14 protein-coding genes are annotated in these 15201 nt (G+C 70.9%); 8 read left to right on the top strand and 6 right to left on the bottom strand.

Annotated elements, in window-relative coordinates:
• Nucleotides 1-127 precede the first annotated feature (127 nt).
• The 4 genes from PXH83_RS16375 (at nucleotide 128) to PXH83_RS16390 (ending at nucleotide 4542) form a co-directional block, all read left to right on the top strand.
• Nucleotides 128-1501 (top strand): TrkH family potassium uptake protein, encoded by a 1374-nt coding sequence (locus PXH83_RS16375; protein WP_274561097.1) that lies wholly within the window; start codon nucleotides 128-130, stop codon nucleotides 1499-1501.
• A complete protein-coding gene (locus PXH83_RS16380; protein ID WP_274561098.1) occupies nucleotides 1494-2237 on the top strand; it encodes a potassium channel family protein in 744 nt (247 codons plus the stop codon). The genes PXH83_RS16375 and PXH83_RS16380 overlap by 8 nt, the downstream gene beginning before the upstream one ends.
• A gap of 127 nt (nucleotides 2238-2364) precedes the next feature.
• Nucleotides 2365-3201 (top strand): ABC transporter ATP-binding protein, encoded by an 837-nt coding sequence (locus tag PXH83_RS16385; protein ID WP_274561099.1) that lies wholly within the window; start codon nucleotides 2365-2367, stop codon nucleotides 3199-3201.
• Nucleotides 3202-3204: 3 nt separating this feature from the next.
• Entirely contained in the window at nucleotides 3205-4542 is a 1338-nt protein-coding gene (locus PXH83_RS16390; RefSeq protein WP_274561100.1) for an ABC transporter permease, read from the top strand.
• Between the two features lie 141 nt (nucleotides 4543-4683).
• On the opposite strand, the gene PXH83_RS16395 is transcribed toward PXH83_RS16390, so the two are convergent.
• Both PXH83_RS16395 and PXH83_RS16400 read right to left on the bottom strand, forming a co-directional pair.
• On the bottom strand, nucleotides 4684-5499 hold the full coding sequence (locus PXH83_RS16395; protein ID WP_274561101.1) for a VOC family protein: 816 nt from the start codon (nucleotides 5497-5499) through the stop codon (nucleotides 4684-4686).
• Between the two features lie 126 nt (nucleotides 5500-5625).
• Nucleotides 5626-6168, bottom strand: coding sequence for a GNAT family N-acetyltransferase (locus tag PXH83_RS16400; RefSeq protein WP_274561102.1), 543 nt, complete (start codon nucleotides 6166-6168; stop codon nucleotides 5626-5628).
• 275 nt (nucleotides 6169-6443) lie between these two features.
• Here PXH83_RS16400 and PXH83_RS16405 point away from each other — a divergent pair, with 275 nt between their 5' ends.
• Nucleotides 6444-9359 (top strand): AfsR/SARP family transcriptional regulator, encoded by a 2916-nt coding sequence (locus PXH83_RS16405; RefSeq protein ID WP_274561103.1) that lies wholly within the window; start codon nucleotides 6444-6446, stop codon nucleotides 9357-9359.
• A 213-nt stretch (nucleotides 9360-9572) separates the two neighbouring features.
• Nucleotides 9573-9845: a SigE family RNA polymerase sigma factor gene (locus tag PXH83_RS32485; protein ID WP_420803177.1), complete on the top strand. Its 273-nt coding sequence runs from the start codon at nucleotides 9573-9575 to the stop codon at nucleotides 9843-9845.
• Nucleotides 9846-9870: 25 nt separating this feature from the next.
• Here PXH83_RS32485 and PXH83_RS16415 read toward each other — a convergent pair whose 3' ends face one another.
• Nucleotides 9871-11595 (bottom strand): bifunctional 3'-5' exonuclease/DNA polymerase, encoded by a 1725-nt coding sequence (locus PXH83_RS16415; protein ID WP_274561104.1) that lies wholly within the window; start codon nucleotides 11593-11595, stop codon nucleotides 9871-9873.
• A gap of 265 nt (nucleotides 11596-11860) precedes the next feature.
• Between PXH83_RS16415 and PXH83_RS16420 the strand changes: the two genes are divergently transcribed.
• Together PXH83_RS16420 and PXH83_RS16425 are read left to right on the top strand one after the other, a co-directional pair.
• Entirely contained in the window at nucleotides 11861-13078 is a 1218-nt protein-coding gene (locus PXH83_RS16420; RefSeq protein WP_274561105.1) for a DUF2786 domain-containing protein, read from the top strand.
• Nucleotides 13079-13146: 68 nt separating this feature from the next.
• Nucleotides 13147-13587 carry a hypothetical protein gene (locus tag PXH83_RS16425; RefSeq protein ID WP_274561106.1) on the top strand — a complete coding sequence of 147 codons (441 nt, stop codon included), beginning with the start codon at nucleotides 13147-13149 and terminating at the stop codon, nucleotides 13585-13587.
• 536 nt (nucleotides 13588-14123) lie between these two features.
• Here the strand turns inward: PXH83_RS16425 and PXH83_RS16430 are convergent.
• From PXH83_RS16430 to rpmB, 3 genes are read right to left on the bottom strand one after another with little or no spacing between them, the layout of a single operon-like run.
• Nucleotides 14124-14597 (bottom strand): hypothetical protein, encoded by a 474-nt coding sequence (locus tag PXH83_RS16430; RefSeq protein ID WP_274561107.1) that lies wholly within the window; start codon nucleotides 14595-14597, stop codon nucleotides 14124-14126.
• 39 nt (nucleotides 14598-14636) lie between these two features.
• On the bottom strand, nucleotides 14637-14942 hold the full coding sequence (gene rpsN, locus PXH83_RS16435; RefSeq protein ID WP_274561108.1) for a 30S ribosomal protein S14: 306 nt from the start codon (nucleotides 14940-14942) through the stop codon (nucleotides 14637-14639).
• Entirely contained in the window at nucleotides 14942-15178 is a 237-nt protein-coding gene (gene rpmB, locus PXH83_RS16440) for a 50S ribosomal protein L28 (protein WP_274561109.1), read from the bottom strand. The genes rpsN and rpmB overlap by 1 nt, the downstream gene beginning before the upstream one ends.
• Nucleotides 15179-15201: the final 23 nt, after the last annotated feature.

The following is a 15201-nucleotide window of genomic DNA, read 5'->3' on the forward strand; positions in this document are numbered from 1 at the left end:
TTGCAGAGGGTTCTGTACGAAGCGTCACGCGCAACGGCCGCCACGCGAAGGTGGCGCGCGGCATTACGTTGCATAATCTTGGCGCGGTGTCGGGCGACTCCGGCGGCAGCGACCGGGAGGCCGGCAGGTGGCGGTACACATGATGCGGGTACGTCCGTCGCTGCTTGCCGCGCATCCGGCTCGCAGCGTCGTACTGGGCTTCGCCTTCGTGACGCTCATCGGCGCGGCATTGCTCGCGCTTCCGGCCGCCACCGAGGAGCGTGCCGCGGCTTCATTCCTGACCGCCCTGTTCACCTCGACCTCCGCGGTGTGCGTGACCGGTCTCGCGGTGGTGGACACCGGGACGTACTGGAGCGGCTTCGGTGAAGGCGTCATCCTCGCGCTGATCCAGATCGGCGGCTTCGGCATCATGACGATGGCGTCGCTTCTCGGCCTGCTCGTCTCCGGCAGGCTCCGGCTCCGGATGCAGTTGACCGCGCAGGCGGAGACGAAGAGCCTGCAAATCGGCGACGTACGCCGGGTGCTGCTCGGCGTCGCCGGGTCCACCCTGGTCGTGGAGCTGGCGGTGGGCGCGATGCTCGCACTCCGATTCCGCTTCGGCTACGGGAACACGATCGGCGACGCCGTGTATCTCGGCTTCTTCCACGCCGTGTCGGCCTTCAACAACGCCGGTTTCGGGCTGCACGCCGACAGCCTCACGCGGTACTCCCAGGATCCCTGGGTGATGCTGCCGGTCGCGGCCGCGGTCATTCTGGGCGGGATCGGGTTCCCCGTGCTCCTCGAAATACTGCGCCACCGCAACCGGCGGCGTACGACGGGACGCCGGAACTGGACCCTGCACACCAGGCTCACTCTGATCACCAGCGCCACCCTGCTGGTCGTCGGCACGGTGCTGACCTGCCTGCTGGAGTGGGGCAACGAAGAGACCTTCGGCCCCTTCGACTGGAGCGAGAAGATCCTTAACGGCTTCTTCCATTCCGCGATGAGCCGCACCGCCGGGTTCAACTCCCTCGACACCGGCGCCCTGAACGCCTCGACGCTGCTGCTGACCTGCATGCTCATGTTCATCGGCGGCGGCAGCGCGGGCACGGCGGGCGGCATCAAGGTCACCACCTTCGCGGTGCTGGCCGCCGCGATCGTCGCCGAGGTGCGCGGCGAGACCAATTCGGTTGTACTGGGCCGCCGCCTCGCTCCGCACGTACTGCGTCAGGCGCTGACCGTGGCCCTGCTCGGGGTGGGGCTCGTGATCGCCGCGACGCTCGCCATGCTGTCGCTGACCAAGGCACCCTTCGAGGCCGTGCTCTTCGAAGTCGTCTCCGCCTTCGCCACTGTCGGTCTTTCCACCGGAATCACCGCGGACCTGCCCGGCCTTGGGCAACTGATCCTCATTCTGCTGATGTTTATGGGCCGTCTTGGCCCGATTACGCTGGTTTCGGCGCTGGCTCTGCGTGAACGGACCCGCCGCTTCGAGCTACCTGAGGAGCGACCCGTCATTGGCTAGATATCTGCACTCCCTGCGCAGGCGCAACAGCAGCCGTATCCGCGGCCGCGGCAAGCGGCTCGCCGAGCAGTACCCCGGGCAGCACGGCGACCAACGGGTCGCGGTGATCGGCCTGGGCCGGTTCGGCAGCTCGCTCGCCAACGAGCTGACCCGGCGCGGCTGGGACGTACTCGGCCTGGACACCGATCCCCGGCTCGTCCAGAAACACAGCGACATCCTCGCCCACGCCGCGGTCGCCGACTGCACCGATCCGGAAGTCCTGCGCCAGCTGGGCGTGCACGAATTCACCAGCGCGGTCGTCGGCATCGGCACCGACATCGAGGCCAGCATCCTGGTCTCCACCAACCTCCTCGAAGCCGAGGTGCCCAACATCTGGGCGAAGGCGATCAGCCGCCAGCACGGGCAGATCCTGGAGCGTCTCGGTGTCCACCATGTCGTCCTGCCCGAGCACGAGATGGGCGAGCGCGTGGCCCACCTGGTGACCGGCCGGATGCTGGACTTCATCCAGTTCGACGACGACTACGCCCTGGTCAAGTCTGTCGCTCCGGAGGTCGCCACGGGGCTCCCTCTCGGGCAGAGCCAGGTGCGCTCGAAGTACGGAGTGACCGTTGTCGGCATCAAGCGTCCCGGGGAGGACTTCACGTACGCGACGGCGGAGACGGTGGTCGAGAAGGGTGACGTAGTCGTCGTCACCGGCAGGACCCGTGCGGTGGAGGCATTCACCGATCTGGCCTGACCGACCTGGCCCGAGGGTGTACTTGAGTGCACCCTTGCTCGGTGTTTACGGCCATCGGCACGGCTCTTCGCCGTCCGTAGCGTCATTTCTGACGGCACAGCAGGTGCCACGAGGGAGTGATGGGGACATGTTCCGCCGTAAAGACCACCGTCAAGACCACCGTAAAGATCAGAAGCACAGCCGCAGGGGCGCAGAAGCGCTGCGTCTCGTATCGGTCAGCAAGGTGTACGGAACCGAGGAGAGCGCCGTGACCGCGCTCGACCGGGTGACGCTGAGCCTGCCCGCCGGAACCTTCACCGCGGTCATGGGGCCGTCCGGATCGGGCAAGTCCACCCTGCTCCAGTGCGCGGCGGGTCTCGACCGGCCGGACGCCGGTCAGGTCATGGTGGACGGCGAGGAGATGACGGGCGGCACAGAGTCCGAGCTGACCAGGTTCCGGCGCCGGCGGATCGGCTTCGTCTTCCAGCAGTACAACCTGCTGCCGACCCTGACCGTCGAGCAGAACACCACCCTCCCGCTGAAGCTCGCAGGCCGGCGCATCGACCGGGCCAGGGCGCAGCAGATCCTCACCCAGGTCGGCCTCGGCGACCGGCTCGGGCACCGTCCCGACCAGCTCTCCGGCGGGCAGCGGCAGCGCGTCGCCATCGCACGGGCGCTGGTGACCGAGCCCAGTGTGGTTTTCGCGGACGAGCCGACGGGGGCGCTGGACACGCGCAGCGCGCGGGACGTGCTGCGGCTGCTTCAGGGCGCGGTACGGGTCCATGGCCGGACCGTGGTGATGGTGACGCACGACCCGGTGGCTGCTTCGTACGCCGACTCCGTGCTTTTCCTGGCGGACGGCCGGCTGGCCGGCCGGCTGAACGCGCCGACCGTGGACGCCGTCGCCGAGCGGCTCGCGCACCTGGGCGACAGCGTGGACGGCATGGACGGCATGGACCACGGCGTTGTCGAAGTAGGGGTGTGAGGCATGTTCTCGCTGGCCATGCGCTCCGTCCGGCAGCGCCCCGGGCGCTTCGTCGCCACCCTGCTGTCGGCCTTCCTGGGGGCCGCGATCATCATGACGTTCAACTCGATGCACGACACGGCGGGCGCGAAGGGCGTCGACGACGTCAGCTCGGAATCGCTCACCGTCGCGGCGTCCGTGGTCGGCGGCTACGGCACGCTTCTGGTGTTCTTCGCCGTCGCCTCGACCCTCACCGTCAATGTGCGGCAGCGGAGCGGCGAGATCAGCCTGCTGCGCAGCACCGGCGCCACTCCCGCCCAGATCAAGCGCATGATCGTGGGTGAGTCGGCCGTCGTCGGACTGGTCGGGGCCGTGCTGGCGATCGGGCCCGCGATGCTCGGCGGTGAGGCGCTGCTCGGCATGTTCCGCGACAGCGGGCAGGTCGCCGACAGCGTGGAGTACGCCTTCGGGCCCATCGCGCTGATGTCGGGCATCAACACCACGCTGCTCGCCTCGGTGGGCGCCGCGTTCCTCGCTGTCCGGCGGGCTACGAAGGCCGCAGCCGGTGTCCGTAAGGCCCGGGGGCGGGCCCGGAGGATCGCCGGTTACGGCGCGCTCGTGGCCGGTACGGCGTCGGTGCTCACCACCTTCGCGATGGACGGCACCGACCCCATGACGATGGCACCCGCGGCGTACGGCGCCATTCTGCTGGCGGTGGGTTTCGCGGTCTTCTCGCCGGTGCTGCTGGGGGGCCTGCTCGGCCGACTCGGGCGGCCGATCATCGCGCTCTTCGGTGCGAGCGGCTATCTGACCGTCCACAACATGCGCCGACGCGCCTCGGAACTGTCCGGGGTGCTGATGCCGCTGATCCTCTTCACCGGCATGGCGACGGGGACGCTGTACATGCAGGCTGTCGAGAGCGACGCGATCAAGGCGTCGGGCCTCACCAAATCGGTCGAGGACAAGAACCTGGAGACGCTGAACCTCGTGGTCGTCGGCATCATCGTGGTCTTCTCCTGCATCATGCTGATCAACAGTCTGTACGCCGCGACCTCGTACCGGGGCCGGGAGTTCGGCCAGCAGCGGCTCGCCGGGGCCACCCCGGGGCAGGTGCTCGGGATGGTCGGCTGCGAGGGGCTCGTGCTGACGGTGACCGGGGTGTTCTTCGGGACTGTGGCGGGGATCGCCGGGATCGTGCCGTTCACCGTGGTCCGTACCGACTCGGTCCTGCCGGGCCGGGGCTTCGGGATCTGGCTGGGCATCGTGGCGGTCGCCGCTGCGGCAACTCTGGTCACCAGCCTCGGCACCGCCCGCCGGACGCTCCGTACCCCGGCGGTGGGGGCGGTGGCGGTGGCCGCTTGATCCGGTTGATCCGGGCAGCCGGGATCCGCGCAGCCGGGACGGCCGCTTGGACCGAAGCCCAGGTCAGGAGTCCAGGTCAGGGAGTCAGGTCAGGAGTCCAGGCCAGTCGACGACTGACCTGGACTCCTGCGTTCCGGCACGTCAGGCGCCGGTCGCTCCGGGCACCGGCTTCAGCACCACGAAGTCCGCGCCGGACGGGTCGACGCACACCGCGAGGCGCCCCACTCCCTCGGCGTCCTCCGGGCCCATCTGCACGCTTCCGCCGTTCCCCGTGACCTTGGCGACGGTGTCGTCGCAGTCGTCGACCGCGAACACCGGGTGCCAGTACGGGCGGCCGCCGGTCAGCGTGAGTGCGTCTGTGGGGAGCTGCATGATCCCGCCGTGCATGCGCTCGTCGGGCTGGCCGGCGGGAATGATCATCGAGTACGTCCCACCGTCGCCCGGCAGCACCATGTCCTGGCTCTGCCAGCCGAAGAGGCTGCCGTAGAACTCCTTCGCGGCGGCCGAGTCGGTCGTGTAGAGCTCGGTCCAGCACAGGCCGCCCGGCTGGTCTGCCACTTCCAGCCCCTTGGTCTTCCCCGGCTGCCAGACGGCGAACTGACCGCCCTGCGGGTCGGTGTACTGCGCCATCCGGCCCTCGCCGTCGGCGTCCATCGGGGCGACACGCACCTTGCCGCCGTTCTGCTCGACCGCCGCGGTCGTGGCGTCGGCGTCGTTCGTATTGAAGTAGATCATCCAGGCCGAGCGGGCCCCCTCCTCGGTGAGCAGGCCGATTCCGCCGACGGTCTTGCCGTTCTGCTTGAAGACGCCGTACTGGCCTCCCTCCGGCGTATCCGGATCCATCGGCTGGAAGTCCCAGCCGAGCACCGAGCCGTAGAAGGCCGCCGTGGCAGGTACATCAGGGGCGCCGATGTCGATCCAGCACGGAGAGCCGGGCACGAAGTCGGTGGTGATCATGACGCTTCCTCTCGCAGATCCGCTGTGAAATCACCTGTCGATTCAGCGTGGCATCCGCCACTGACAATCGCGCGCCGACCGCGAGGGCCGTCGGCAGGCGGCTGTCATCGGCGTCAGTGCGCACCGTCAGGGTCTGCGGCTCCATACGTCGAGTGCGGGACGCCCTTCGCCCAGCGTGACGCCGCCGGTCGGCGACCAGCCCCACGAGCGGAACGCCGCCGCGGCCGACGTGTTCGCCGGTGCGACGAGCGTGGTGACCAGATCGGCGTCGACCCGGGTGAGCAGGCGTTCCTGGAGGCGGGTCGCGATACCGCTGCGGCGGCGCGTGGGGGTCACCATCAGTTCGACGACGACGAAGACCTTGCCCGGGGCGGCGAGCTCCGTGTCCGCGACGGCCTCCGGTACGTCCCCGCGCATACCGTGCCACCACTCGCCCTCCCGGTGCGGCGGGTAGCCGTATATGCAGCCGGCCAGCGTTGTCTCGCTGGCGACCAGCATGTCGAAGCCGGGGCGCTGTACATCGTCGGCGAAGCGCTTCAGGAAGCCCCGCCGGTCGTGGTACTCCTGGTCCGTCTCTCCGCGGTACGCCGCGACGTACAGGTCGGCGATGGACTCTCGTTGCTGGTCGGCCTGCCATCGGGTCAGCCGCCGCAAGAACACCTCTGTCATGCCGTCATCGTGACAGCGCGGCGGTATTCCGGGAACGTCCGGGCGCAGTCGGCTGTCGCCGTGAGCAGCCGAAAACCCCGGTCACTCACCTCAATGACCGGGGTTCTCTCTGGCCCCGAATCCGGCCGCGGCGGCACACTCCCCCGAGTGCGGCTGCGCTTCCCCCGCCGAGCGCCGGCGGACCGGATTCGATGGATAGATCAAAACAGCCGCCGCCAACAGATCGCTAACATATGGCCAACGGTCATTCCGGTTGCCGGTCTTGGAGGACGCGGATGCGATTCGGCCTGCTAGGTCCGCTGACCGTGTACGACGACGAGACGGGCGAGCACCGTCCCGTACGCAGCGCCAAGGGCCGCGCCCTCCTTGCCGCACTGCTGACGCGCCCGAACCGCGTCGTTCCCGTGAGCGAGCTGAAGGCCGCGCTCTGGGACGACGAGCCGCCGCCGTCCGCCCACGCCTCCCTCCACAACCACGTCACCCGCCTCCGCCGCCTGCTCGCCGAGGAGGACCGGCTGCGCGCCGTACCGCCCGGCTATCTGCTGCGCGTCGGTCCCGGCGAGCTGGACACGGACGTCTTCGAGCAGCGCGTACGGGCGGCCCGCGCCGCGCACGCGCAGGGCGACTGGGCCGAGACGGTGGCCCGGGCCCGGGGCGCGCTGGAACTGTGGCGGGGCACGCCGCAGGACGCGGCGCCCGCGCTCGTACAACGGCTGCGGGAGGCGAGGCTGCTGGTGCTGGAGTGGCGGTACGACGCCGAGCTGCACCTAGGCGGTCACGAGGGCGGCGCACTGGTGCCGGAACTGGCGGCGCTGGTCGCGGAGTTCCCGTTGCGGGAGGCGTTTCACCGGCAGCTGATGCTCGTACTGCACCGGTCGGGCCGGCAGCCGGAGGCGCTCGCCGTCTTCCAGTCGCTGCGCCGGACGCTGGTGGAGGAGCTGGGCGTGGACCCGGGCCCGGCGGTCCAGGAGGCCTACCAGGAGGTCCTCCGCGACCCGGCCCCGGCGGTTGCTTCCGCTCCGCCGTCCGAACCGGAACGCCGCTCACCCACGCCTGGGCCCCGTACGCCACACCCTGCCCAACTGCCTCCCCCACCAGCCCATTTCACGGGCAGATCGGACGTAGTCACGGCCCTGTGCGCCGCGCTCACCGGCGCGGCGCCCGGGCCCCATGTCGTCGTACTCAGCGGCATGGCCGGTGTCGGGAAGAGCGCGCTCGCGCTGCATGTCTCGCACCGGTTGCGTGGGGAATTCCCCGGCGGGCAGCTGTATTTCAACCTCCACGGGGCCACCCCCTGCATGGCTCCGCTCACCGTCTCGCAGGTCCTCTGCGCCCTCCTCCGTGACCTGGGTGTCGACCCGTGCCGCGTGCCCGAAGAGGCGGACGCCGCGGCCGCGTTGCTGCGCTCCACGCTGGCGCCGACCCGTACCCTCCTGGTCTTCGACGACGCGGCGTCGGCCGCCCAGGTGCGGCCGCTGCTGCCCGCCGGGGCCGGTTGCGCGGTCATCGTCACCAGCCGGTCATCGCTCGCCGCCCTCGACGGCGCGGTCCGGTTCCCGCTCGCTCCCCTGTCGGCGCGCGACAGCACCGACCTGCTCCGCAGCGTTTCGGGGCGCGGGGAACTGCTCGACGCCGGGGACGCGGAGCGGCTCGTCGAGCGGTGCGGGCGGCTGCCGCTCGCGCTGCGTGTCGTCGCCGCGCGGCTCGCGGCCCGGCGTGCGCTGGCCCCGGGCGTACTGGCCGGGCTGCTCGACGCCGAGGCGGGCCGCCTCGATCACCTGGAGTACGACGACCTGAGCGTGCGGAGTTCGCTGTCCGTCGCGCACGACGCGCTGAACGGTTCCGACCGGCGCCCCGACCTCGACGCCGCCCTCGCCCTGCGCCGCCTCGGCGCGCTCGATCTGCCCGAGTACGGTGCGCCGCTGGTCGCCCGCCTGATGGACACCGGCGTTCCGCGCGCGGCCGCCGCGCTCGACAGGCTGGTGGACGTCGCGCTGCTGGACGAGGTGTCGTACGGCCGGTTCGCCCCGCACGACCTCGTACGGGACTTCGCCCGCGAGCTCGCCGCCCGCCACCACACCGCCCCCGACCTGGACGCCGCCGTGGAGCGCGGCCTGCGCTGGTACGCCGAATCCGCCCGGCAGGCAGGGCTTGCCCTCCTCCCGCCCGGCCGCGAGGGCGAGATCCGGGTGCCGCCGCCGATCGACCCCGTCACCGCCACGCCCTTCGACTCGGAGGCGGCGGCGTTCGCGTGGGGCGACCGTGAGCTGCCGCAGCTCGTCGCGCTCGCCGAGAGATACGCGTTCACCTCGGCGACCGCCCGCCTGCTGATCCGGGCCTGCTTCCCGTACCTCCAACGCAGGGGCAGGCTCCAGGAGCTGATCGCCCTCAACCGGCTCGGGCTCGGCGCCGCGCGGCACGCCGGTGACACCGAGGCCGAGGCGCACGCCCTCACCGACCTCGCGGGCGTGCATTTCATGAGCGGCAGGAGAGAGGAGGCGATGGTCCTCAACGACGAGGCGACCGCACTGTGGCGCCGGCTCGGCGCCGACCACCGAATCCAACGCGGCCTCGCCAACCGGGGCATGCTCTGCGAACGCCTCGGCCGTCACGCCGAGGCCGCCGAGGCCCTCGAACAGAGCCTTGGCTACGCGCGTCGCCTCAGCGACGACCATGGCGAGGCGATCATCCTCAGCCACCTCGGCAATCTGCACGAGCACACCGACGCCCGCGCCGCCATCGGCTACCACGAGCTCAGCCTCGCCGCCGGCCTGCGGCTCGGCAGCGCGTTGCTCCAGTACAGCGCGCACTGCAACATCGGCTTCGCCCACCTCACCCTCGGCGAACAGGACGCCGCCCTGCCCCACTTCGACGAGGGCCTGCGCCTCATGGGCGACGACGGCGACTGGCAGACACAGTCCCAGACCCGCCTCGGCCGCGTCCGCGCCCTGCGGGCCCTCGCGCGCACGGGTTACGCCGAGCAGGAGTGCACGCTGCTGCTCGACCGGGCCCAGGAGCGCGGCGACACCTACACCGAGGGCCTCGCGCGGCACGAGTACGGCCACCTCCTGCGGGCGGCGGAGCGCGAGGCGGAGGCGTTCGCCCAGTGGCGGCTGGCCCTGGCGGCGCTCGACGGTACGGATACGAGTGTCCGCGGCGAACTCGACGCCCTTCTTGCCGACTCCGGGTGAAACATTTCGCCTCCGCCACCGGGTCAGTGGGGTGACGGCGAGCACCAGTGAGAGTCGGGGGAGGACATGCGACCGTCGCGCACGGACGCGTCCGGGAGTTCGCGGCGGGGCGTTCCGCCCGTCTCTTCCGGTCGGCGTGCCTGCTGACCAGCGTCGACACGCATCTCGCCGAGGACCTGGTGCAGGAGACGCTGGGCCGGATGTACATGCCGGATGTACATGCTGTGGGGCCGGGTTTCCAGGATCGGCAACCCGGCGGCGTACGGCCAGACCGTTCTCGTACGGACCTTCCTCACCCACCGGCGCCGCCGCTCGGCGGGCGAGCTTCCCCTCGCCGAACTCCCCGACAGTGGTGGCAGCGCCCCGGGTGACGACCCGGCGCTGCGGCTCGCGCTCCTCCAGGCGCTGGCGCAACTCGCCGGTCAGCCGCGCAGCTCAGGGCGATCGCGCTCAGCGCGAAGTGGGCGTCGATCAGGTAAGCCGTGAGCCGTGGCCCGGGGCGGGGGCTGGTTCACTTCGCGTCGGCGTAGCACTCCACGATCGCCGTGGTGAACGGAAACCGCACCGGCGTTTCCCCGAAGGCGATCCGCCCGGCCAGGTCACCGGCCGCGCGGATCGCCTCCGCGACTGTCTCCGCCTCCTCGGCCGGGCAGTGCACGATCACCTCGTCGTGCTGGAAGAAGACCAGCTCCGCCCGGAGCCCGGCGGCGTTCAGCGACTGCCGCAGCGCGGCCATCATCAGCAGCGCCCAGTCGGCGGCGCTGCCCTGCACCACGAAGTTCCGCGTGAAGCGGCCGCGTGCGCGGACATTCGTCGAGGCGTACCCCGGGGTGAACTCCCGGTCTCTCGCGCCAGTTTCCTCCTCCTCTTTCTCGCCCTCTGTTCCGCCTGTTCCGCTGTCCTGCGGAATCCCCGCCTCGCCGTCGTCGCCCGAACCGACCGCAGGCGGGCAGGTCCGCCCCAGCCAGGTCCGTACCAGCCGCTGCTCCTCGCCCGCGCGCGCCGCGTCGTCGACATACGCGACGGCACGCGGGAAGCGTCTTCGCAGCGCGGCCAGGTTTTTCAGGCCGTCGCCGGACGTCTGCCCGTACACCGCGCCGAGCACGGCGAGCTTCGCCATGTCGCGGTCACCGGCGAACGCCCGGTCGGAGACCGCCTTGTAGAGGTCGCCCGGCTGGCCCGCCACGTCCATCAGGCCGGGGTCGCGCGAGATCGCGGCCAGTACGCGCGGCTCCATCTGGTCCGCGTCGGCGACCACGAGCCGCCAGCCTTCGTCCGCGATCACCGCACGCCGGATCACCTTCGGGATCTGCAGAGCGCCGCCGCCATTGGTCACCCATCGCCCGGTGATCGTGCCGCCCGGCAGGTACTGGGGTCTGAAACGGCCCTCGCGCACCCAGTCCTGGAGCCAGCCCCAGCCGTGGGCCGTATAGATCCGGTACAGCTTCTTGTACGCGATGAGCGGACCCACTGCGGGGTGGTCGACCTCCTCCAGCTCCCAGCGGCGGGTCGATTTCACCTTGATCCCGGCCTGCCCGAAGGCCTTGATGACATCTGCGGGCAGCTCCGGGCGGACGCGCCGCCCGAACGCCGCCGACACTTCGTCCGTCAGCTCCGCCAGGCGTCTCGGCTCGCCGCCGCCCGCATACCGTTCCCCGAGCAACTCCGCCAGCAGCACCCGGTGCACGTCCGCCCGCCACGGCAGCCCCGCCCCGTTCATCTCGGCGGCCACCAGCATTCCCGCCGACTCGGCGGCGGTCAGCAGCCGCATCCGGTCGGGGGTCTCGGCGGCGTCGTGCCTGCGCTGCTGATCGGCGTACACCTCAAGGAGGGCGTCGAAGGGAACTGCCACTGGCTGCGGTTCGAAGAGCGACGATTGTGATCCGGGCTCGGCGGCGCGCTGCGGTGGATCGGGCGGTACGGGCCGGTCGTGCAGCCGGGCCCAGGCCGCGGCGGCCGAATGCGGCTCACCGTGCCGGCCCTCGTGGCCGAGCAGCAGTGACTCCGCGTCCTCGATGTCGTAGCAGCGCTCGACGCGGACGCCGGCGGCAAGCAGCCGCGGATAGATCTCGGCGGTGGACCGCCATACCCAGCGGCCGACGCCGGGCCTGGCCGCGACCGCCGCCGCGAGGTCTGCCTCTTCGCGCACGCCGCCGGCCGGCCGCCCGTCCCGCCCCAGCGGCACGAGCAGCGCTCCACCGCCGTCGGTCGGTGCGACGGCCCAGCGATTGCTCATGGGTGCGAGTCTGGCACCGACCACTGACAGTGGCGTCGGCGGCGAGCCGACGGTGCGCGCTGCCTTCCCGAACTGGGCCCCCAGGCCCCAGGACGCCCTTGAGGACCGGGGTCTGGGGCGGAGCCCCAGTTGGGGGTATGCCTGGCCCTACCTTCCGGCCCCGCCCGCCCCCCATTCGTGGTCCCCTTCCGAAGCTGGGACCATCGCAGGTGGCGGGTGGTGTGCGGTCGCGGTCGCGGTTGCGGTTGCGTGAGGAGGCATTTCGGTGGAACCGGTGGAACAGGTCGAGAAGGCGGTCGCAGCGGCGGTGTACGCCGAGGGCGACGCGGGCCTGGACCTCGGCGCCTCGCTCCTCGCCGCCGCACCGTGGGCCGAAGCGGGCCGCGAACTGCTGCGCCGGGGCGAGGAGTTCGTACGCCGAGCCTGGGAGCGCGGCTGGCAGCCCGCCGATGTGGCCCGCATGGTCCGCCGCGAGCTCGACGACCGCCACGTCCGCCTGGCCGCCGACCTGATCGCGGCGGAGAACCGACGGTACGCGCGAGCACGGCTGGCGCCGCGCTGGGAGGCCCAGCTCCGCGACCTGGAGGCGGCCGAGGCCTGGTGGGGAAGCGACGAGGCGTACGCCGACGCGCTCGCCGGGCGCGAGAAGGCGGACCGCTTCTCACTCGCGACGGCGCTCCTCGAACTCTTCCGCCTCCTGATCCGCCTCCCCGCGATCGAGTCGGTGGGCCCGCCCCCGGGCGAGCCCGTGCACGTAACCGCACCTTCCGCCGGTGACCACGGCGAGCCGCGCATGCTCACCCGCATCCGCGCCCTGCTGGCCAAGGCCGAGGCGACCGACTACCCGCAGGAGGCGGAGGCGCTCACCGGCAAGGCGCAGGAGCTGATGGCGCGGCACAGCATCGACGAGGCGCTCCTGGCCGCGCGCGGGCACACCGGCGATACGCCGGCCGCGTGCCGGATCGGCGTGGACGCGCCGTACGAGACGGCGAAGGCGATCCTCCTGGACGCCGCAGCCTCCGCGAACCGCTGCCGTGCCGTGTGGAACAGCAGCTTCGGCTTCTCCACGGTCGTCGGCTTCGAACCGGACCTCGAATCCGTCGAGTTGCTCTATACGTCGCTGCTGGTGCAGGGCACGTCGGCGATGACCCGTGCGGAGGCGGCCCAGCGTGCGGGCGGCCGTAAGCGGACCAAGGCGTTCCGTCAGGCGTTCCTGACGGCGTACGCGAGCCGCGTGGGCCACCGCCTGTCCGAAGCCACGGAGCACGTCACGGCAGCGGAGGAGGAGACGGACGGCTCGCTGCTGCCGGTACTGGCGGCGCGGGACGTGGCGGTGGAGGACCGTACGGAGCGGATGTTCCCGGAGACGACGTCGGCGCGGGTGCGCGGGGTTACGGACCACGCGGGCTGGGAACACGGCACGGCCGCCGCGGACCGGGCGGACATGCCGAGGGCGCGGCGCCCGATCCGCCCCGGAAACTGAGCGGCGGCACGGCCCCACTGTCCAGTACGGTCGGCGGGGCCCGTAGCCGCACAACTCTGGAGCTCGACGTGCCTCCCGAAAGCCGCCTCTACGAAATCCAACTCGGCGTCTACGCAACGCAGGAAGACGTACAGGCCCTCGCCGACGGATGCGCCCGGCTCCTGGACAGCCGCCCATGGCCGCACCGCCTGAGCGTTGCCGGACAGGGGCAGACGACCGAACCGGGCGGCACACCACTCGCCGAGTTCTACGACGACCTCCCGGAGGAATGGCAGTACGGGCACGGGGGCGCCGATCCCGGTACGCGGGAGATCCATGAGATCCGGGTGGGCGTGCTGGCGTCACGGCAGCAGATGGACATCCTGCGCGACGAGCTGAGCCGAGTGGCCTGCCCGGACCCGGACCATGCCTCGCCGTGCCCCACGCCCTGGGCGTCCGGCTACACGGAGGCCGAAGGCGAGTACCTGGAACAGCGGTACGGCGACCTGCGCGAGTCCGTGAACACGTAGGCGGGAGGGGGCAGGTCGCCAACCTGCCGGACAAGTTGCGGTGGCGATTGCTGCACTCGTATCCACGCCCCCTACGACAACCACAGCCACACCGCGCACCGCCGCCGCAGCCCTTACGACCTGGATCCACTTCACAAAACGCCGCACCTGGCCCGAGTCCGCCCAGCTCTGGAAAGCGCTCAGTGCGCTGAGCGGCGTTGTAGCGAGCGAGCGCGAAGTCGCCGGCGAAGTCCGGTGAGCTGAACCTGGCATGGCCTGTGGCGACGATCTCTCGACATGGCCATGCGGTCCACTCGCCTCTCGTCATCGTGCAGCTCAGACAAGGGGCAGCATCCGGGCCGCCGTTGAAGGAAGGGCTCACGGTCGGGCCACGCTCCGCCCACTGGCTGCCGGGACCCACTCCCAGGAGTGAGGATTATCGGGTTGAACGGCGATGGGCCGCGGCCCCCGTGAGGGAACCGCGGCCCAGGCATGCGCAAAGCCCGTACGCATGTGCAAAGCCCGTACGCCTGTGTGCCCGTACGCCGGGCAGCAGGTCAGGAGGCAGGCAGCTTCGGGAAGTCCGTGGGAACTCCCTCCGGCAGCTTCTCGCCGGAGGACTTCTTGAAGGTGTCCTCGATCCCGCTGCCCCACTTCACCGTGATGGTGTTGCCGTCCGCACCCGGTGTGACAAGTCCGGTTGTACGGTCGGCGTTCCCGTCGGCGCACTTGAGTTCCAGCGTCACCTCGTCCGCCTTGGCGACCTTGCCGGAGCAGACGTGCTCGCCCGCCACGGCAGCGTCCGAACCCTGGACGATCAGCGCGACGATCTTCCCATCGGTCGTCGCGATCCAGGATCCGGTGACATCGGCCACCGCGCCTTCGTCTCCGCCCGCCGACGGAGCGCCGGCGCCCGTCTCCTTGCCCTTGTCGCCCTCGACGTTGTCCTTGCTCTCGCTGCTGCAACCGGTCAGCGCGAGGGCGGCCGCAATGGCGGCAGCGGCGGCGGTGTTACGTACGTGCTTGCGCACTCCGGACTCCCCAGTTTTGGTAGGTCAGAACGCGCCAAACTACCAGGAGGACTTTCGAATTCCGGGCAGGTATCCGGCGTGCGCCTGCTCGCGCATCCGCACGCGCGAGAGGCCGAACTTCCTGAGGTGGCCCCGGGGTCGGCCGTCCACGCTGTCCCGGTTGCGTACGCGCGTCGCACTCGCATCGCGCGGCTGACGTCGCAATTCCTCCACCGCCGCGTCCCGTTCGGTCACGGACGTCCCCGGCCTGCGGATGATTTCCTTCAACTCCGCCCGCCGTACGGCGTACCGCTCGACGACCGACTTCCGCCGCTCGTTGCGGGCGATTTTGCTCTTCTTGGCCATCAGACCTTCACTCCCCGCGCACGGATCCGGGCAACGGCGGCCTCGACGCCGATCGCGTCGACGGTCTTGATCGCCCTGGCGCTGAGCGTGAGGCGCACATGGCGTCCTTCGCTCGCCAGCCAGTAGCGCTTGCGCTGGATGTTGGGGTCGAAGCGCCGGGACGTGCGGCGGTGCGAGTGGGAGATGTTGTTGCCGAAGCCCGGCTGGGCGCCGGTCAGCTGGCAGTGGGCGGACAAGGTCGATCACTCCTCTTTGATAA

Source organism: Streptomyces spiramyceticus (assembly GCF_028807635.1).
GTDB lineage: Bacteria > Actinomycetota > Actinomycetes > Streptomycetales > Streptomycetaceae > Streptomyces > Streptomyces spiramyceticus.